The 21,984-nt window shown below is 63.3% G+C and carries 6 protein-coding genes; 4 read left to right on the plus strand and 2 right to left on the minus strand.

Annotation, left to right across the window (positions count from 1 at the left end):
- Positions 1-2,007 (minus strand): hypothetical protein, encoded by a 2,007-nt coding sequence (locus FB389_RS06865; protein WP_142112198.1) that lies wholly within the window; start codon positions 2,005-2,007, stop codon positions 1-3.
- A 298-nt stretch (positions 2,008-2,305) separates the two neighbouring features.
- Positions 2,306-6,778 (minus strand): GH92 family glycosyl hydrolase, encoded by a 4,473-nt coding sequence (locus FB389_RS06870; RefSeq protein ID WP_142112200.1) that lies wholly within the window; start codon positions 6,776-6,778, stop codon positions 2,306-2,308.
- 421 nt (positions 6,779-7,199) lie between these two features.
- Between FB389_RS06870 and FB389_RS06875 the strand changes: the two genes are divergently transcribed.
- The 4 genes from FB389_RS06875 to FB389_RS06890 all read left to right on the plus strand — a co-directional run bounded on the left by FB389_RS06875 (position 7,200) and on the right by FB389_RS06890 (position 21,874).
- Positions 7,200-13,214, plus strand: coding sequence for a GH92 family glycosyl hydrolase (locus FB389_RS06875; protein WP_142112202.1), 6,015 nt, complete (start codon positions 7,200-7,202; stop codon positions 13,212-13,214).
- Positions 13,215-13,445: 231 nt separating this feature from the next.
- Positions 13,446-19,499 (plus strand): GH92 family glycosyl hydrolase, encoded by a 6,054-nt coding sequence (locus FB389_RS06880; protein ID WP_142112204.1) that lies wholly within the window; start codon positions 13,446-13,448, stop codon positions 19,497-19,499.
- A gap of 162 nt (positions 19,500-19,661) precedes the next feature.
- Positions 19,662-20,717 (plus strand): LacI family DNA-binding transcriptional regulator, encoded by a 1,056-nt coding sequence (locus FB389_RS06885; RefSeq protein ID WP_142112206.1) that lies wholly within the window; start codon positions 19,662-19,664, stop codon positions 20,715-20,717.
- A gap of 47 nt (positions 20,718-20,764) precedes the next feature.
- Positions 20,765-21,874, plus strand: coding sequence for a magnesium transporter CorA family protein (locus FB389_RS06890; RefSeq protein ID WP_211344972.1), 1,110 nt, complete (start codon positions 20,765-20,767; stop codon positions 21,872-21,874).
- Positions 21,875-21,984 lie beyond the last annotated feature (110 nt).

Below are 21,984 nucleotides of genomic sequence, written 5' to 3' on the forward strand. Positions count from 1 at the left end.
TTACTTCGCCACCTTTCGGGTTTTGGCGGATGTGATGGACGTTGTCGTGTAGCCCTTGGCCTTGATGGTTACGATCACGCGGATCTTCTTTCCTGCAAACTTCTTCTTGACGGTGAGCGTCGATTTCTTCCCGGCCTTGCCCGCAACCTTCTTGGAGCCGACGTACCAGCGGTACGACTTCTTCGCGGTGGCGCCGGGGGTGGCAATCGCAGCAACCTTGACGCGGATCTTGCTTCCCACGCGGATCTTCTTCTTCGAAGTAATCGTTGGGCGGCCGACCTTGATGGTGCCGGGGCCGACTGATCCGGCCGACACGAGCTGCGTTACCGGCTGGTATCCCGTCGCGGATGCGATGACCTGGACCGACAGCACTGATCCGAGGTCGGCGGTCGCTGGCGTGTATTGCGCGCCGTTGGCGCCGGCAATGACGGTCGAGCCGCGAAGCCAGCGATACGAAACGGTCGCCGCGTGGGCGAACGTGCCCGCCGAGACCGCCAGAGCCTTCCCGACGCTGGGTTGCCCCGGTGTGCTGATGGCGGCGCGCTTTGTGACCGGCAACTGTGTCGGCAGTGGTTGCGGCGTAGGTGTGCCGTTGTCGCCGCCGCCGTTGTCGCCGCCGCCGTTGTCGCCGCCGCCGTTGTCGCCGCCGCTGCCGTTGTCGCCGCCGCTGCCGTTGTCGCCGCCGCCGCCGTTGTCGTCATCCGAACCGGGGAACGGATTTGCGTCGGCCGAGATCACTGGGGACGTTGCTTCCGTCGTTACAGTCAGGGTTTCGTAGCCCGCCTTGGTGAGCGTCAGACGTGCGGAGATGGCCTTGCCAACGGTGTCGTCGGTGGGGACGTATTTGGTTGCGGTGGCGCCAGGGATCGCGGTTCCGTCGGCCAGCCATTGGATCGATCGAGCCACCGTTGTCGGGGATTCGTCGACCGAAGCGTACGCACCCGGGTCGAGGACCAGAGTGTCTCCGGATCGGGCAATGCCAGCGATCTGTGGGGCTGACAGCACCGTTAGCTCGGCTCCGGCGATGGTTACCGCGCTCGACGTGGCGGCTGTCGGTATGAATCCTGCCTTATGGGCAACCGATGCTATCGATAGTGCCTTGCCCTGCCAGGAGAGTGCAATGGTGTTGGATGCGTTCGACTGCAACGCGCCATCCAAGTACCAGAACAGTTCCGAGCGAACCGCCGAGTCGCTCCAATCGGCGCTTGGGAACACGGTCTGCCCGACGTGGATGTTTGCGGGCAGCGATACGGTTCCGGTCGCCGCAAGGGTCGCCGCTGAGGTGTCCGCATCCGATGCGATAGCGAAGATGCGGATACGGGATTCGTTGGGCAGCGTGATCTTGTCGAGCTTCTTTCCGCCGAGGGAGACGGGGGAGGTGGCGAAAATGGTGCACTTGGCGTTGTCGCCGTAGCGTGAATCGCGCGTCGCCACGGGCACGTTTTCCGTGTCGCTAGCGTCGTTGTCGGCGGCGCGGCACCAGTCCGGCGCGGTCCGCGAGAGCTCACCTGTGGTCCCATCCGAGTACGTCAGCTTGAAGGTCACCGGACCGCCAATGTCGCCCGCGTTTCTGGCGGTCCACACGATCGAGATTTTGCTTGCGGGCGAGGCAGCCAATGAACCGATAGCGTGCGACGAATCGATGGACTGGCCAGCCGGGACGATGCTGTCCGCAGCGGATCCGGCAGCAACGCTGCCCATGTAGTACTTCACGGAAGAATCGCCGGGCACGGAGTTCTGGGCGTCAAACTTGAGGCCGCCGGCCACCAGGTTGGTTCGGTGAAAACCCTTGCCGGAGTCGAAATCGGGCGCGTCACCGGCGCTGTCTCCGCCGATCGATTTGGCATCGAAGTAGTAGTCGAGCCAGCTTTGTGTCGTCTTGATGGTGGGCGCTTCGGCCGCCATCGCTTGCGGTGCGGCGGTCGCCAAGAGCCCGGCCATGCCGATGGCCGTGGCCGAGGCCATGGCCAGGGCCCGGCGAGAGATTCTGGTGAAAGGTCTATTCACAGGAGTGCTCCATCCACGTCGGTGTGGGGTTTGGGAGCCGTCTGTGGCTCCCTGACATCGTTGTCATAGACAATAGCATGCAAGCGGCAGGGTCGAAAGGGACCCCGACATGCGCATCGATTGGACCGTCTCGGCATGCGGATGTGCAGATGCGGCGGTTAATTGTGAGCAGTAGTTCCGCGTGCCGAGCATATTGAGCAGGCGCGATTGCTGTGCCCCAATACGGCGACGGGGTGCACCAATCCTGTGCCGGACTGATACACCCCGTCGAATCGAATCGAATCGAATTGGTAGCTGGCTACCGCTTGGTCTTCACTTTGACGACCTTCGACTTAGCGCCCGTAATGTTCGGGCTCTGCGCCGGAGTAAACGTCGCGCGCACCTTCAGTGTCTTGGCCTTGGTGTACTTCTTCTTGATGCTCACCTTGATGGTGGTGCCTGAGAAGTTGCGCGTAGCGACCTTCTTCTTGCCGACCCGCACCGTAATCGTGCCGGTGGCGGCGCTTCCATTGGATGACTTTCCGACCGCAATCCTGACCGTGAACTTCTTGCCGCGCTTGATGCGCTTCTTCGAAGTGACGGTCACCTTACCGGACTTCGCCCGGGTGATCGTGAGCGATGCGGCTTCGCTAGATGCGGAGCGCGCCGTCGACGAACCCACGAAGATCGCGACGGGCCTATACGAGCCGACCGGGAGCTTGACTGCCAGCGAGGCCTTGCCAGCGGTCAACACTGCCTGCCCGAGGTATGTATCGCCGGAGAGAAAGACCACGGTCCCGGTCACGCTGGGCGTCACCGCGGCAGTGAGAGTGACGCGGCTTCCGTACTGCGCGGTCGCCACCGATGACTTCACGGTAACCTGCGGACTGATCGCGCCGGTGTCGCCTCCGCCGGGGTTATCCCCGCCGCCGGGGTTGTCGCCTCCGCCGGGGTTATCCCCTCCGCCGGGGTTGTCGCCGCCGCCGGGGTTGCTATCGGCCGGCTTCACGGTGAGGTCCTTGGTGATCGTGGCTCCCGAGATCGCCCCGACGGCTTTGAACTGCACCGTGCCGGATTGATCGCCGACGTTGATAGTGCCACCGATTTCACCTTGCGCGTTCGCCGTGACCGTCACGGTCACTGACCCCAGGGACACCGAGACGGTCTCGTCCGGCGCGAAGCCCTGTCCGGCAAAGGCGTAGTCCTTACCGGCCGTTGCCTCAGCCGGGCTGTCGGAGGTGGGTTGGTATGTCACCTCCACGGATCCGACCTGTTCACTTTGCACAACGGTGCCCGCCACGGTCACGGTGACGGTCACGGGCTGCGCCCCGCCTGCCAGCACTCCGATGGCAGTCGTTGCGGTAACCGTTCCGTGAGCGGATGCGCTTGCGGATGGGCCGCTTGGCCCGTCGATGCCGACCCTGACGGTGACCTTGGCGTCCGCGGGCAATCCCGAGCCCGTCACCGTCACTTGCTCCCCCACGTGCCCGGAGGCAGTCTCGAGGTTGAAGGTCGCGGCTCCGTACGAACCCGAATCCGCCGGTTCGCCGGTGCCCGGCGTCGCGACTGGCGAACTAATGGCCCCCGCGCTCGTGCCCACGGAGAAGATGTGCATCATTCCGGAGGTGACGTCCTTGGGAAGCGTCACGGTTGCGATCGTCTTCGATGAATCCAGCTCGGCGGGCTTTGAGCTGTAGACCCGCCAGGTGGTGCCGTCTAATGTGCCGTCGCTCTTGAGGCGGTTTGAGCCGGTCAAACGCGACTTATTGGTGTCAGTATCGGTCCAGCTACCGGGCGTCCAATCCGGGAATGATACGGGGATCGCGACGCTCGTGCCATCCGTGTATGTGACCGTAGCCGTGCCGCTTGAGGGGCCGTTCGTTGCGGTGCCGAGGAAGGAGATGGAGGATGCCTTTATGCCATCACCGCTGAGTTGCTGGCCGTTGGGGAGCCAGTTGTCGGGCTCCTTTGCCGCGGCGGAGGGCCACTTGTATGTGATCCCGTCGTAGGAAAGCGACGCCCCGGGCGTTGCCCCGGCGGATGCCAGCTGTGAGCGCGGGAACGTCGTGCCGCCCACGTCCAATGAACCGGCATTCTTTGTTCCCACGTCACCCGTTCCCACCGCATTCATCGCGTTGGAGTTGTCCCCGAATGAGGGCGGAACATCGTCGGCGGCGGTTCCCCAAGCGTTCGACGTCGAGGAGTTCATGGTGAAATCGAGTGTGCCCCCATCGCGGGTGAACCATTCGGGCAGGTACGACTTGGTCCAGTTCTGGCCGCGCACCTTCAGCGCGGAAATGTAACGGTTGGACGACTGGCCCGCGGCTTTGATCGAAATGGTCCGGCCGCCGTTTGCCTTCGCCAGGACCGAGCCGTCGAGGCTCTTGGACTGAATGACCACGGAGTCGAAGCTGGGCGACGTGACCAGCAACTCCGCGCGACCGAAAATCGCCGGATACAGGCCGATCGAGGACCAGACGTACCAGGACGACAACGACCCCAGGTCGTCATTGCCGGGCAGACCCACGCCGGTAGAACCGGAGAAGCCCGGGTTGGCGCACGCCGCATCGACCGCGTTTGCGCAGTACATGGTTGCGCGCGCCTTGTCCAGAACCTGCGTGGCCTTGGCTGGCTTGCCTAGCCAGTTGTACACCCAGGGGGTGTGCATGGAGGGCTGGTTTGACATGTACATGCCGGTCGACGACGAGCCCGACACATCGAGTCGGTTAAGGGTCGGGTAGTTGAACAGGGAGTCCAGGTACGATTCTGCGGCGCTGGCGCCGCCCAGCGCGCTGATGACCCCCGCCATGTTCTGCGTCATGTACCACTGGTACTGGTTCGCTGTCGATTGGTCGAATTGGTCCTTGCCTTGGGCGTTTGAATCGGGGGCGCCCGAACTATTCGACCGTTTGGTCAGGTCAAACGCCGCCCAGAACCCCTTGCGGTCGCGCGGTACGATGCGGTTCGCGTTCGCCGACGAGTTTTGATTGACCAGGTTCCGCCAGCTATTCGAACGCACCATGTACTTGTTGTAGGTCGAGGTGTTCGCGAGGCGCTGCGCTAGCTGCGCGACCCCGAAGTCGGCCGTCGCGTAGTCCATCGTGGTCGACGTCGCCACGGAGTTCCGGTCCTCGATGAACCCGGTGCCCGCGTACTGGACAAAGTTCGACCTGAAGTAGCTGTCCTTACCTAGCGACGTGGCATCGACCATCGAGGTCAGCGCCCCCTGCGCGTCGAAATCGGTGGATCCGAATGCGTAGAGGGAGGCGACGATGGACTGCATGCCGTCGCCCTCCATCTTCTTCTGCGCCGCCCCGAGGTGCGGCCAGTTGTACCAGGTGCCGACCTGCTTGCTCATGTTGTAGATCGACGAGGCCATGTCGGATCCGACCTGCGGGAACAGCATGGCGATCAGTTGCATTTGCCCGCGCAGCGAGTCCCACGAGGAGTAGGTGACATATTCGTGCTCTTGCCCCGCGGCGAGTTGCTTGATCGCATCACCAGATGTGGGCCAGTCGTTCTTGGCCTTGGAGTCCTTGTAGTAGCCGCGGTACTGCCCGTTGACGTCCTCATAGACGTTCGGGTGCAGCAGCGAGTGATACACCGCGGTGTAGAACTTGGTGCGCTCCGCATCCGTGCCGCCGGTGGCTTTCACGGTGCTGAGCGCGTTTTCCCAGGCGGTGCGGGCGCCGGCGCGCAGGGCATCAAAGCTCTTGGATGCGGGGGCCTCCGCGGTGCGGTTCAGCGCGGCGTTCGCGTCGGAAACGTAGCTGATTCCGGTGCGCATTTCCACATCCGCCCCATCGGCGAATTTGAGCACGACGCCGAACTTGTTGCGACCGTTCTTCGATCCGTCCGTCGTGGTATTGACGGACGAGTCCGCCGTCTGCGCGGAGGACGTGGTCACGGCGGTGCTGGTGCCGTCCTGCCACGTGCTGACGGCCGTGAAGGGTTGGTCAAATGTGGTGGAGAAGAAGATCCGGTAGGAACCTTCGTTGCAGACGGTCTTTGCGGTGGCGAAGCCCGAGATGGTGCGGTTTGCGGCGTCGACCTTGACCTCGGAGAGCCCGTTGGAGTTGTTCGAGCCGGAGACGTTGAAGAGGACGGCCGCATCCTTGCCAGCCGGGAACGCGATCTTCGCGGCACCCGTGCGAGTGGTTGCGGTTAGCTCCACGGTCGTGTCTTTGGCGCCGGAATTGTCTTGCGCGGATGAGCCGCCGTCGGTGTCGAGCTTGACCTTGTAGTACCCGGGCGAGCCCTGCTCGTCAGCGTGCAGGAAGCGGCTCGCGAAATTGTCGCGGAAGTTACCGTCGCTGGTCCCGGGGGTGCCGGAACTTGCCGGAAGGGTTCCGTCGTCGTTGACGGTCCCGGTGTAGGGCAGGAACGGAATGTCGAACCCGGAGAAGCGATCGTTGCAGCCGGTGCCCGACAGGCGGGTCATGCCGAATCCGCGAATGAAGATGTCGGAGTACGACGTCATGTACGCGCCGTCGTTCCCGTACTCGTTCTGCCAGTTCGTATTGGTGTAGGCGGTTGTGGTCGGGGAAAACTGGACCATACCGAACGGAGTGGTTGCCCCGGGCCAGGTGTTACCGAAGGCGTCGTTGGCCTTGACCTGGCTGTTGTCCTTGGCCGTGCCGATCCACATGTTTACTGCGTCATAGGCGCTCAGTTCGGCTGCCTGGGCGGGCGCCGCGGTGGCGAACGCTCCGGCGACCAGAGCGGTAGCCGCCGCAAGGGCCACCGATACGCGGCGGGCGCGGCCGCCACCCACTAACTTATATGTCTTCACTCTTGTCCTGCCTGTCCTGCGAATATGCGAGGCGATGGTCCCGTGACCTGTGTTTCGCCCGTCGAAATGGGGTTTGACCTGCGCGTTCAGGCTCTCACCGCAGATTGAACTGTCCGCGAAATACTGGTGAAGATGGCCCGAATTGTTGAACCGGTTTGGGAGAGATTTCCTCGCTTTGCTGACAACGGTGTCATGTAGTCACCTACGAGCGTACGAACGACGCGTTGTCATGTCAAACATTTCCGGTTCGCTTCCGACAGCTATCGCCGCCCCGCGCAGCGGTTGACGTGAGACCTAAAGTCGGATAACGTCCAAGTGCTGACAACGTTGTCGCCACATTTCGTTGCGCTTGCCCAATCTTGCGCGCGGCGCATCGTTGCCCGGCTCGAACAACAATCGTGAGTGACGAAGGGTAGCCGCCATGCTGCACACACCGAACCAACCCCGCAAGTTTGCGCGCCGGCCGCACCGAATCGCCGCTGCCGCCCTGACCTGCGCCGGTGCGCTCGTTCTGGCGCCGTTGGTCAGTGCGCCCGCGGCGTTGGCCGCGGCCACCTGGTCCACCTCGTTCGAGTCCGGGGACCCGCAGCCCGTTGCTTCGAACAACGCTGGGTCCGCCAACGTGGGGTCGACCTATTTGGCGGGCTCGCTGGCGCAATCGGTTTCGGGCATCGCGGCGACGTCAGAAAACTCGCCAAGCGAGACGGCCGCCAAACTCGTGGACGGCGACGCTGCGACGAAGTGGTTGGCCTTTGCGCAACCAAGCACGTCAAGTCCGTTGGAAATAACGGTCACGCTGAGTTCGGCAAAAGTGGTGAAGAAGTACCAACTGATTTCGGGGGGCGACGCCGCCGAACGCGACCCGAAGGCGTGGAAGCTCATGGCCCGCGCCGGCAGCGGTAGTTGGCAGGAACTAAGTGACAAGTCCGGCCAGACTTTTGAATCGCGCGGAGCCGCCAAGGTGTACGACGTAACGAACACGACCGCGTACGACCAGTACAAGCTCGTGATCCGCGAAAATGCGGGGGGCACCATCACGCAGCTGGCCGACCTCGACCTGTCGGATGGATCCTCGACCCAGGTTGGCGGCGGAATGACGATCACGGCGGGCGGCGGCCCGACCAGCGGCTCGAACATCAAGTCCGGCGCGGGCTGGACCGGGATGAAGGCGCTGAAATACGCCGGCACAATCTCCGCGAGCGGATCGGCGAATGCGGCTTCGGTGTTGTTCGACAACCTGAACATCGCCGTTGGCTCCGACACCGAACTCGCGTACATGATCCTGCCCCAGATGAACAGCAACGACAGCAGGTATTCGGCGTCGGACGACTCGAGCAAAAAGTACCCCGCGACCTACGCCGCCCTCGACGTCGAGTTCACCGACGGGACGCGGGCCTCGTCCCTCAACCTCACCGACCAATACGGATACGGGTTCACCGCCCGTGGGCAGGGCGTAGGGAAGGTCCTGTACGGGAACCAATGGAACAGCGTACGCGTGAGCCTGGGGGCGGGTGCCGCAGGCAAGACGGTCAAGAAGATCTTGATGACGTACGAGAACCCGGTCGGGGTCAGGGCCACGTCGTTCAGCGGCTATGTCGACGACATCAAGGTGCGGCAGGCCCAGCCCATCAACAGCTCATCGCTGACGAACTACGTTGACACGCGCCGCGGATCGAATTCCTCCGGGTCGTTCTCGCGCGGGAACAACATCCCCGCGACGGCCATGCCCAACGGTTTCAACTTCGTCACCCCCGTGACCCGGGCGGATCAGGATTCGTGGATCCACAATTGGCAGGGCAACAACGATGACGACAACAAGAGTCGCCTGCAGGCCATCATGATTTCCCACGAAACCAGCCCGTGGATGGGCGACCGCGCGCAGATCGCCGTCATGCCGGACAAGGACGGCGGCAGGCCGTCGGGCGATCTGAACGCCCGCTCCATGTCGTTCAGCCGCGACAATGAGGTTGCCCAACCGGATTATTACAAAGTCGCGTTCGACTCGAAGATCACCACCGAGGTCACGATGACCAACCACGGCGGGATCTACCGATTCACGAACGACAACGACGAGTCGGGGATACGCGTCGTGCTCGACCGCACGTTCAGCGGCGAACAGGGTCAGCTCAACATCGACGCCTCCGGCAACGTGACCGGGTGGGTCGAGGGCGGTTCGGGGCTTTCGACGGGCAACTCGCGCATGTTCATCTCCGGGAAGTTCTCGAAGAACCCCACCGCGCGTGACTCCGCGTCGGACCGCGCCGGCAGCGCCTACGGCCGATTCGCGATCTCCGGTAGCGACCGCACCGTCGAACTGCGGTGGGCGACATCCTTCATTTCCCAGGACCAGGCCGCGAAGAACCTGGCGCGGGAGGTGACCGGAAAGTCCTTCGACCAGATCCGCAACCTGGCGAAGGCGGCGTGGAACGAGCGCCTGGGCGTCATCGATCTCACCGGCTCCAACGCCACGGACGTCGAAAAGGTCAACATCTATTCGGATCTATACCGCCTCAACATCTACCCGAACATCCTGCACGAGGACGTCTCGGCGCTGGGATCTGCCACGCCCGAATGGAAGTACGCGAGCCCGCTGGCGCAAAAGAGCGGCAACGCGACGGCCACGTCGACCAATGCGCAGGTCAAGAGCGGGAAAATGTACGTCAACAACGGGTTCTGGGACACGTATCGGACCGCGTGGCCGCTCTACGCCTTCCTGTACCCGGATCTGTCGGAGGAACTGGTCGACGGATTTGTCCAGCAATACCGGGATTCCGGCTGGATATCGCGGTGGAGTTCACCCGGATACGCGGATCTTATGACAGGGACGAGTTCCGACGCCGCCTTCGCGGAGGCCTACACATCGGGGGCCATCAGCACGAAACTCGCGGAGGAGGCCTACACGGCGGGCGTCAAGAATGCCACGGTGGTGCCGTCGGGCAACACGCCAGCAGGCACCGGATCGAACCAGGTCGGGCGCAAGTCAATCGATAATTCTCAGTTCCTGGGGTACACCCCGGTCCTGCAACCCGAGTCGGTATCGTGGGGCCTGGAGGGCTACATCAACGACTACGCGCTGGGCAAGATGGCCCAGAAGCTGTCGCAGGACACCAGCCTTAGTGCAGCCAAGCGGAAGCGTTACACAGGCGAGGCGCAGTACTTCCTGACCCGTTCCGAGGACTACTCCAACATCTTCGACTCGTCCATCGGGGGCAACTCGAAGGGATTCTTCCAGGGGAAGTACGTCGATGGTTCATGGGTATACAAGGCCGGCCAGTATTCGGACTCAACCGCGCGCAGCGAGGGCATCTACAACCCCGAGGATTGGGATCTGGGCAAGGATTACAACTACAACGGCAACCACCTCTACACCGAAACCGACGGCTGGAACTTCGCCTTCCACGCGCCCTTCGATGTGGATGGCTTGGCGGCCCTGTACGGCGGCAAGCAGGGGCTGGTCAACAAGCTCAAGACCTTCTATTCGACCCCGGAGCGGGCCTGGAGCCGCAGCATTCACGAGACATTCGAGGCCCGGGACGTCCGCATGGGCCAGTTCGGGATGAGCAACCAGGTTTCGCACCACATCCCGTACATCTCGGCGGCGGCGGGTGACCCGACAACGACCCAAGAGGTAGTTTCCGAGGTCATGCAGCGACTGTTCGTCGGATCGGAAATCGGCCAGGGGTACCCCGGCGACGAGGACAACGGGGAGATGAGTTCCTGGTACATCTTCTCCGCGATGGGGTTCTACCCCTTGGCGCTGGGTTCCGGTAACTACACGATCGGCACGCCGCTACTCGACAAGATGGTCATCAAGCGCACCCCAGCGCGCGGTGGCGATCTTACGATCACCGCGCCGGGCAAGACCTGGGCCAAAAAGTACGTGTCCGGGGTCTCGCTCACCACGGGCGGATCCACCAAGCAACTGACCACGACGAGCCTGTCGCAAAGCGACCTGCGCGCCGCCTCCGCGTTGAACTTCACCGTTTCTGAGACGGCGTCTTCGTGGGGTTCGCAGGACCTGGACGCCGACTCGCCGCAGGTGCATCGAGACGTTCTCGGCGGGTCAACGGGCACGACGTCGGTGACGAGCGGAACCAACACCGGATCGCTGTACGACAACTCATCGCTCTCGGACGGGTCCTTCGGCTCCGCGACCGGAAACATCACCTGGACGGCGAACAGCGGTACCGTGACGGTGGACTCGTACACCATTACTAGCGGAACCGACAAGAACAACGGTTCGCCAAAGTCGTGGCAGTTCCAGGGATTCGATGCCGATACCGGCTGGAAGACGCTCGATTCCCACCAGAACGAGAGCTTCGATTGGAACCGGCAGACCCGCCCATTTGCAATTTCGGACCCCGGGGATTACTCCGCCTACCGCTTGCTCATCACCGGCACGAATAGCGGTAACGTTTCGATGGCCGAAGTCGAGTTCTTGGTCTCCGGCGTGCCGGTCGGGGATACGCTCGGCGTGAGCGCCACGGATCAAAGCGGCGTGCGCGCGGGGCAACCGCTGAGCGCAACCGTGGGAGCCGTGAGCGGTGTCACCTCGACCGCCGGGCTGACCGCGAGCGTCGACTACGGGGACGGAACCGCGCAACGAACCCTCGGCCTGGAAAGCGATGGTCTTACCGGAGTCCGGATGCGAGCAAACCACACCTACTCGCTGCCGGGCACCTACACGATGACCGTCAAGGTCACCAAGGGTGGGTCGACGGTGACGGACACGGCGACGGTGACGGTGGTGCGCGACGCCGCGCTCACGGCCTACTTCAACAGCGCGTGCACGACGACGCTCGGAACGGCCGCCGACTGCGACGGCAACGGGTATGCATTTGATCGCACCCAGTTGGCTGCCAGTGGCTGGACTAGCGGGGCGACGGTGAAGCACCCCAGCGACTCGTCGGTAAAGTTAGTCGTGCCCAGCACGTCAGCGGGTGAGCCAGATAACGTCGTGGCGCTCGGGCAGACCATTGCGCTCAACCTCGGTTCGGGGGCCACGAAGCTCGCGGTGTACGGTACGGCCAACGAGGGGGCGCACAGCGGCAAGGCGCGGATTCACTACGCCAACGGCGAGTCGACCGAATTCGACCTGAGCTTCGGCGACTGGGTCGGCGGCGTGAGTTCCGGCACCGTAGTCGGTTCCTCGAATCGGCGGCTGCTGAACGCCGGCACCGGCGACGATCTGAAGGTCGGTATCTTCGCCTCGCAGGTGATTTCGCTGAAATCGGGGACCACGCCGATCTCGATCACCCTTCCCGCGATCGCGACGGGCATTTCGAAGGGCCAGATTCACGTTTTCGGCATTGCAAGCGACGGCACGACCAGTTCCGTTCCGGCGCTCATTTTCACCGCCGGATCGAGCGTTTCCGGCGTCGCCGGGACGGAGACGGAGTACGTGCTGGGAACCGCCGCCGGAGGCGCCGGCGCGGGGCAGTATTCGGCGTCGATTGCGTGGGGCGATGGCGGTCCCGTTACCCTTGCCACCGTCCGCGACGGCAAGATTGTGGGGAAGCACACCTACGCGAAGGCCGGCACCTATAACGTGGTGGTGACCCTCGACGACGGGCAGCAGTCGGTTTCCGGGGCGGTAGGCGTGACCGCGACCGAGCCATCCGGTGGTGGTGATGGTGGTAACACCGGCGGTGGCGATGGTGGTAACACCGGTGGTGGTGATGGCGGTAACACTGGCGGTGGGAACACCGGTGGTGGTGATGGCGGTAACACTGGCGGTGGGAACACCGGCGGTGGTGACGGTGGTAACACTGGCGGTGGGAACACCGGTGGTGGCGATGGTGGGAACACCGGCGGTAGTGATGGGACGGGGACAGACCCGACAACCGTTCGCGTGTGGGCGCCGACCGCCTCGAAGGCCTCGCAGCCTTACGGTGCGATTGCCAAGCGCCGCGTCACAGTTTCGGCCGTGGTCGCAGGAATGACCCAGGGGACGGTGACGTTCAAGTCCGGGGCGAAGGTTTTGGCTACAGCGAAGATTCGTCGGCAGGGGAGTGTTTATGTTGCTTCGGCTGTTTTGCCGGCGAAGTTGCGGGTTGGTTCGTATGGTCGGGTGACGGCGTCGGTGGTTGTTGGTGGGCGTGTTGTGAGTTCGCCGGTGTCTGGTCAGGTCGTGCGGGTGGTCAAGGCTAGCTTGAAGAAGGTGAAGGTGAAGCAGGTTGCTGGTTCGCGTGTGAAGGTGCGCGTGAAGTTGGGCAAGTTGTCGTCGGGCGTGTGGCCTTCTGGTTCGGTGCGTGTTGTTGTTGGTAAGCGCGTGTTGGCGAAGAAGAAGGTGAAGGTTTCGGCGAAGGGGAAGGTGACGGTGCGGTTGAAGAAGGCCGTGTCGAAGGGTGTGAAGGTGCGGGTGAAGTTCGTGCCGAAGGTGAAGGCGAAGTCGGTTGTGAAGGGTAAGTCTTCGAAGAAGATGCGCATGCGCTAGGCGCGGGTGTGGGTGTGGGGCCGGTGTGGTTTTGTGTGTTGGTTGCTTGCGGGCGCGGCGCACAACCCACCGGCCCCTCCCGCATCTGAGCAGTTGCCCAGCGGGGCGTTGCGGTGCCGCAGGCGGGGGCGTACTATGAAGGTTGGTTGACAACGTTGTCACGGCGCATGCCTAGGTCGGGCCGTTACTGCGGAGTCACATTGAGCAACCCGCCCGATTTCAGGAGTCCCCGTGAAGGTTTTTGATCAAGCGCCCCGCGCAAGGCGCCGATCAGTAGTCGTATTTGCCGCCGCAGCCGCTATGGCCGCGACCGGCGCGCTGGCGCAGGCGCCAGCCGCGCTCGCAGTGGCGTCGTGGTCCACATCGTTCGAATCCGGCGATTCGCAGGTGGTGGGAACCGCCTTGGGTGCCGTTCCCACCACTTTCACGGGGATCACGGGAAGGCCGCTCACCGTGTCGGTGACGCCCTCGAACGTGGCAAATAGCGGGTCCAGCGAGAGCGTGGGCAACCTGTCCGACGGGTCCGGCGACACCAAGTGGTACACCGGAAATAAGCCGAGCGGCTCCACCCCGTTTGAGGTCGTCTACGCGATGGGGGTCAAGACGCCCATAAGTGGATACTCGCTTACCTCAGGCGCAGATGCGGCCGACTGGTCGGGTCGTAACCCGAAGTCGTGGGCCGTGTACGGATCGAATGATGGCAGTGCATGGACGCCGCTCGACAACCAAAGCGGCCAGAGCTTCGCGGGCAGCAAGTCGGTTAACAACTACGCCACCTCGGGGAGCCCCGAGTACTCGTACTACAAGCTGGCCATCACGGAAAACAACGGGGCCAACGACTTCCAGCTTGCCGATTGGACGCTCAAGCTCGGCACCGTGCAGGCGGGTTCGTTGGCCGTGGCGCAGGCCACCGGCCCGACCGGCGGATGGACCCAGAAGGAGGGCGCCGGATTCACCGGCAAGGCTTCCCTGATGTATGCGGGCAAGCATATCGGCGCGGGCGCGGTCACCTCGAAGGTCGAGATTCGCTCCAACGTTAACGCGTCGGTAGCCACAAACACCCAGTTCAGCTACAAGATCTACCCGGTGCTGAACTCGGACTGGGAGTATTCGGCCACCTACGTTGCGCTTGACGTGCAGTTCGATGACGGGACGTGGCTGTCGGCGAACGCCGACCAACGCGACACCAACGGATTCCACGTTCAGGCCCGCAAGCAGGGTTCGGAAAAGGCCCTGTACGCAAACCAATGGAACTCGGTGGCGGTGGACCTGAGTGCCTACAAGGGTAGGACGATCAAGAACATTGCGATCACCTACGACAACGACACCGCGGCAAGCGGCACATCGATTGTCGGCTACGTCGATGACATTGCGATCAAGACCGTGGCGCCCATCGATGCCAGCCAGCTTGTGAACTACGTGGATACGCGCCGCGGAACGAACGCGAACGACAAGTTCTCGCGCGGGTCGAACATCCCCGCAACGGCCGTCCCGAACGGCTTCAACTTCTGGACCCCGTTCACCAACACGGACGACAACAAGCTCTACCAGTACGCGCGGCAGAACAACTCCGATAACCTCACGACACTGCAGGGCGTCGGGATTTCGCACGAAACCAGCCCGTGGATGGGTGACTCCGACTCAATGTCGATCATGCCGTCGACGAGCGCGACCACCACCAACGCCGATCGCAGCGCGCGCGCGGCCGCGTTCAGCCACGATGATGAAATTGCTCGCCCCGATTACTACAGCGTCAAGACGACCAATGGCCTGCAGGTCGAGGTGGCTCCGACAATGCACGCGGGCATCATGAAGTTCACGTTCCCGGCCGGGCAGAACACGGGCACTCTGCTGATCGACGGCGCACTTTCGCAGGATTCCAGCTTCCAGGTTTCCGGCAACAAGCTCACGGGTTGGGTCTCCGGCAACGCCAAGGGCGGTTCTGGATCAGGTTCGACCCGCATGTACATCTACGGCGAATTCGATTCCGCCGCCACCGCCCAGGGCAGCGCGAACGGTGGTCGCAGCGGCTACTACGCCCGCTTTGACACGGCGGCCAACAAGACGGTCACCCTGCGCATCGCGACGTCGTTCATCGGCGACGACCAAGCGCAGTCCAACTTCGCGCAAGAGGTTGCGAACAAGTCGTTCAGCGACATTCAAACGGCGGCGGCGCTCACCTGGCAGGAAAGGCTCAGCGTCATCGACATGAGCCAGTCCACCACCGCAACCGACGCCGACAAGGTCAAGGTCTACTCGAGCCTGTACCGCCTCAACATGTACCCGAACGCTCGCTGGGAGAAAGTCGGAACCGAGTACAAGTACGCGTCGGCGGTTGGCGGGACCTCGGCTGACAAGACCGATCAGAACGTGCCGGTCATGACCGGCAAGAACTACGTCAACAACGGGTTCTGGGACACCTACCGCACGGCGTGGCCCCTGTACTCGTTGCTATACCCGGAATTCGCAACCGAATTGGTCGACGGGTTCTTGGACCAGTACGACGACGGCGGCTGGGTTTCGCGGTGGAGCTCGCCGGGATATTCGAACATCATGACAGGGACGAGTTCCGACGTCGCCTTCGCTGACGTTTACATTTCGACGAACTCGATGTCGACGGCGCAGGCGGAACACGCCTTTGCGGCCGCGGTCAAGAACGCGACAGTCTCCGCGCCAAGCGAATACTGGAACAACAACAACCGCGATGAAGCACGCGTCGGCCGCAAGGGGTTGCAGACGTCGACCTTCCTCGGGTATTCGGATTCGAACCTGCACGAGTCCGTGTCCTGGGGTCTGGAGGGCAACATCAACGATGCCGGCATCGCGGCCATGGCCGAGAAGCTAGCGGCGGATACCTCCCTGTCCGCAGCGAAGCGAGCCCGGTACGCCGAGCAGGCAACCTACTACCGTGACCGCGCCAAGAACTACGTCAACATGTTCAACACCGAGGCAGGCGGCTTCTTTACCACCCGCAATGCCGATGGAACGTTCAGTTCGAATTCGTCGAACTACAACCCGAAGACGTGGTGGGGTCCCTACACGGAGACCAACGGGTGGAACTTCGCCTTCCACGCGCCTTTCGACACCGACGGCCTGGCGGGCCTGTACGGTTCGACAACGGCGGGCATCAAGGCGAAGCTGGACCAGTTCTACGCAACGCCCGAAAAGACGACCGGGACGATCCACGAGGAACTGGAAGCCTCCGCGGTGCGCATCGGGCAACTCGGCATGAGCAACCAGGTATCGCACCACATTCCGTACATCTCCGCCGCAACCGGCGATGCGACCCGCACGCAAGAGGTTGTGCGCGAATCGCTCCAGCGCCTCTTCGTCGGATCCGACATCGGGCAGGGCTACCCCGGCGATGAGGACAACGGCGAAATGAGCGCCTGGTACCTGTTCTCGGCGATGGGCTTCTACCCGCTGTCGCTCGCATCCGGCGAGTACACCGTGGGGTCGCCCGCCTTCGACAAGATGATCATCAACAGGTCCGCATCGCAGGGCGGAAAGCTGACGATCACGGCGCAGAACAACTCGTACGACAACGTCTACGTTTCGGGCGTGAAGGTTGGCGACAAGGCGCTGTCGACCCCGAGCCTGAGCGTGTCGGATCTGCGTGCCGCCAGCACGCTGGACTTCACGATGCAGTCCACCCCCTCTACCTGGGGCAACGACCAGACCCGCGCGGTTTCGGCGCCGGCCGCGCTGCAGGACCTGACCAAGTCTGGCAACGCCCAGGTGAGCGCCACTGGTATCAGCGACACCGCGAAGCTTGTCGATGACACGTCCGACACGAAGTCGGCAATGACTGTCGCCGGCTCGACGTTGAAGGCGGTTTCAACGCAGGGCCCGGTCAAGGTCAAGACCTACACGCTCACCAGCGCAACGAAGGCGGCAGCCCCGACATCCTGGAAGCTACAGGGATCCAACTCCGGCACGGACTGGACGGACCTTGACTCGCGCAGCGGATCATTCTTCGATTACCCGCTGCAGACTGTTCCGTTCCAGGTTGAAGATCCCGGGTCATATTCGCAGTACCGCATCGTGTTCGGTAACGGGTCGGAATTGGCTGAAGTCGAGCTTCTGGTGGACCCGGATGCAACGGGTGCTACCGGCGAGGTCGAGGCAGCGGTGCCGAGTGACATCTCGGTGGCGGCGGGCGAACAAACGCCATCCGTCATCGCGACCGTCTCAGGGATCGCGGACGTGAGCGCGGCGAGCGCGACCGTCGATTTCGGTGATGGCTCCGATGCCCAGGCGGCGACGGTCGCAGCGGGCGGCATCGCCGGCAGCGTCGTTAAGGCCACGCACTCGTACGACCGGGCCGGTGAGTACCCGGTGACCGTTAAGGTCACATACGACGGGGTCACCACGGTGTCGACGGGTGTCATAACGGTTACGCGTGACGCCAGGTTCGAATCGAACTTCGACAACGCGTGCCTGACAAATGCGGGTACCGCGGTCGCCTGCGATGGTGCCTCGAACGCCAACGGCTACCGCAAGGAGTCGCTGGCTGAGGCAAAGTCCATCACGGATGGATCGCGAAGCGTCAGCGTTCCAGCAGTGGTGCAGGGTACGCAGTATTCGGTGCCGGGGGACTCGTCCCTGAAATTCACTCTCCCGCAGATCGCATCTGGCGAAAAGGACAACCTGACCGGCGAAACCACGCGCAAAGTGCGGGTCTATGTGCCAGCTGACGCCACCAAGGTGTCGTTCATCGGTATGGCAACGGAGACGAGCCTTTCCAAAGCGGCGAAGCTCATCTTCGATGACGGGACGACCAAGCCCTTCAACCTGGAGTTCAATAACTGGGACTCGGCGACCGGTGCAGACGGTATTGGCGCGGGCAACGTCGTGGTCGGCGCCAGCATGGGCCGTTGGAAGGGAACGTCGACGACGGTCGACGCACCAAATAACGCATTCAAGCTATGGGCAACTGCTTCGGTGACGCTGGAGCAGGGTCACGGTGGCGGCTTCTGGCTCGAGATGCCGGCCGTTGATAGTTCAACGAAGGCGCGGCAGCACGTGTTTGCTATCGCGAGCGACGGCAGCGGGACGCTTACCGAGCCGGTTTCGATCGCGGCCGGACAGGCCGCTAGCGCAAAATCGGGTGCTGCAACCACGTTCGATCTGGCCACGGTCTCCGCAGGTGACCAAAGCGGTGAGCGCACGGCGGTCGTCAACTGGGGCGACGGCAGCGAGGCCGTAGAGGTTTCGCTGGCCGAATCCGGTGCGGTCACGGGTCAGCACACCTACGCCAAGGCCGGGATCTACCGGGTCAGCATCGTCGCGGATGACTCTGTGACGTCTGCGCAGACCAGCACGACCATCACGGTGACCGACAGCGAGAAGACGGACGCCGCCGTGACCCTGACGGCGTTGCCTGCCGCGCCCGTGGCGGGCGACAGCATCGCTCTGACGGCCACCGTGCCCAGCGATGCCACGGGCACGGTGAGCTTCAAGTCGTCGGGCGAGGTCATCGGGACCGCAGCGATTGCCGATGGCAAGGCCAGCTACACCGTGTCTTCCGTCGAGGCGGGGGTCTACACGTTCGCAGCGGAATTCGCCGGTGATGCCAAGTACAACGCGGCCGCATCGCAAACAGTCACAGTGACCGTCAAGACCAAGGACGACGGTGGGAACACCGGTGGTGGCGATGGTGGGAACACCGGCGGCACCGACTCCGGTAAGGCGGCTAGCCTGTCCGCGCCGCGGTTCAGCAAGCTGAAGCAGTCCTACGGTGCGATTGCCAAGCGCCGGGCCACCGTCGCGGTCGTTGTGACGAACGCGACCCAGGGGACGGTGACGTTCAAGTCCGGGGCGAAGGTTTTGGCTACAGCGAAGATTCGTCGGCAGGGGAGTGTTTATGTTGCTTCGGCTGTTTTGCCGGCGAAGTTGCGGGTTGGTTCGTATGGTCGGGTGACGGCGTCGGTGGTTGTTGGTGGGCGTGTTGTGAGTTCGCCGGTGTCTGGTCAGGTCGTGCGGGTGGTCAAGGCTAGCTTGAAGAAGGTGAAGGTGAAGCAGGTTGCTGGTTCGCGTGTGAAGGTGCGCGTGAAGTTGGGCAAGTTGTCGTCGGGCGTGTGGCCTTCTGGTTCGGTGCGTGTTGTTGTTGGTAAGCGCGTGTTGGCGAAGAAGAAGGTGAAGGTTTCGGCGAAGGGGAAGGTGACGGTGCGGTTGAAGAAGGCCGTGTCGAAGGGTGTGAAGGTGCGGGTGAAGTTCGTGCCGAAGGCGAAGGCGAAGTCGGTTGTGAAGGGTAAGTCTTCGAAGAAGATGCGCATGCGCTAGGCGCGGGTGTGGGTGTGGGGCCGGTGTGGTTTTGTGTGTTGGTTGCTTGCGGGCGCGGCGCACAACCCACCGGCCCCTCCCGCATCTCATCGCTGTCGCGGCGGGACCTGGGACCACAGGTACAGTAGAATCTTTTCGAACACCACGGAAGGATAGACATTAATGGTTGAAAGCAAGGTCCTACCTTCCGGCAGCGAAAGCGGAACCTACGACATCGAACAGACCGCTCCGACGTTGGCGATGGTGGCGCAATTGGCCGGGGTCAGCCTGAAGACCGCGTCGCGCGCCATCAACGGCGAAAAGCACGTCGCGAAGGAGACCCGCGAACGGGTCCTCAGCGTCGCGGAGAACGTCGGATTCCGCATCAACGCAATGGCGAGTCTGCTCAAACGAGGCGTCACGACACCTGTGGTGAGCCTCATTACCGGCGACCTTTCCAACCCGTTCTACTCAATGGTGGCCAAGGGCGTCGAACACGAGATTCGCAGCCACGGCATCCGGCTGACCATCGCCAGTTCGGATGAGGAACCGGAGGCAGAGAGGGAACTCGTCCGCGATTTTATCGACCAACGCGTCTATGGTTTATTGGTTGTATCGACGCTGGACAGTCACGGGGAGTACGAGGCCTACCAGAACCGCGGCGTTCCGCTGGTCTTTCTCGACAGGCCGGCCGTCGGCCTGGCCGCGGACTCGTTTGTGTTGGACAACTACGCCGGCGCGTACGAGGGAACGGCGCATCTGATATCACACGGGCACACAAAAATCGGCTACCTCGGCGACTATCCGCGTCTGCGCACGCGGCAGCTGCGGTTCGAGGGGTACCAGGCGGCTATGGTTGAGGCGGGAATACCCGACCCCCTGCGTTGGGCGAGCAACAGCGCGCACGACGTCGATTCCGCGTTCGCGGCCACCAAGGCGCTGCTGACGCTGCCCGAGCCGCCCACCGCGGTCTTCGCCGGGAACAACCAGATCACGATCGGGGCGTTGCAGGCGATCACGCAGTTCGCTCCGGAAACTGCGCTGGTCGGCTTCGACGACTTTGCGCTCTCGGACCTGCTTGGGGTGACGACGATCAGCCACGACCCCACCGAGATGGGGAGATTGGCGGCCAAGCGAGTGCTGGCGCGGTCGGGTGTACGCGCGCAGTCGTGTGAGGAGACCGTGTTGCCGACCGCGTTGCGCAAGCGCGGTTCCGGGGAACGCCCGCCGGTGCGATGACCGGCACGCCGGGGACCGCAAAACCGCCCGCGGATGCGCCGCCGCGGATGCGGACACTGTCATACCGGGCGGGCGCGCGAGATAGGGCGGACTTCCCCCTGACGGAAGTCCCCGCGCTCTTGGCGGACCCCGAAGTGATCGTGTGGATTGACCTGGTGGATCCCGACCGGCCGACGCTGGCTCACCTGCAAGAACTATTCAACTTGCACCCGCTTGCCGTTGAGGACGTCTTGGAACAGCATCAGCGTCCCAAGCTGGACCGATACGACGATCAGCTATTCCTGACCGCCTACGAGTTGGGCCCCGCCCCGGCCGGGTCCAATGAGCTGGTGCGCAAGGAGATAGACGCGTTCGTGACCGCGCAGAGCCTGGTCACGGTGCGCCCCGGGGGCCGGTTCGACATCGCGGGCGTTATGCGCGCCTGGGATGCGCATCCCGGGCTCATCCGGCACGGTGTTGGCGGGATGGTGTGGGGCCTGCTGGACGCGGTTGTCGATTCCCACTTCGATACGGTGCAGGCCATGGACGAATCCGTCGACGACCTGGAGGAATCGGTCTTCAAGGAGGACGTCAACACCCAGCAGGTCCAGCGCGCCGCCTACCGCGCGCACAAGCAGATCGTCACCCTGCGCAGGTTGGCGCTGCCGATGCGCGAGGTCGTGGGCGAGCTGCTGCGCCGCAGCGAGTTTGTCGGTGGCGCAGCCGACCGGCAACCCCCCGCGGCCCCCAGTGCGCACAAGGGGCTCGGCGGTGCGGAAATGGCGAGCCCGCGCGCGGCGTTTCGGCGGCTGCTGGGCGTGCGGCAACACGGCGGGGCGCTGCCCGCGAGCGAGGCGGAACCATTGGCGCCCTACTTCCAGGACGTCTACGACCACACGCTGCGCGTGGCTGACTGGGCCGACTCCCTGCGGGACATGGTTTCCACCATCATCGACACCAATATGACCGCCCAGGGGAACCGCCTCAACCTCGTCATGAAGAAAGTCACGAGTTGGGCGGCCATCATCGCAGTGCCGACCATGATTACCGGCGCCTACGGCATGAACGTGAACTACCCGAGTTTCGGCACCTCCGGCGGATTCTGGATCGCGGTCGCGCTGATCGTTGCGTCGTCCGTTGCGCTCTACCTGCAATTCAAGCACCGGGACTGGTTGTAGGGGGCCTCGTCCCAAAAATCATCGCGGCCGGGTGCGCCCCATGCCCCGAGCCGCGCCAACCCGCAGGTCAGGACCCCTTTATGCGCTGCGGTGTGGCGGATACGCGGCGG

This window comes from Rarobacter incanus (genome assembly GCF_006715765.1).
GTDB lineage: Bacteria > Actinomycetota > Actinomycetes > Actinomycetales > Cellulomonadaceae > Rarobacter > Rarobacter incanus.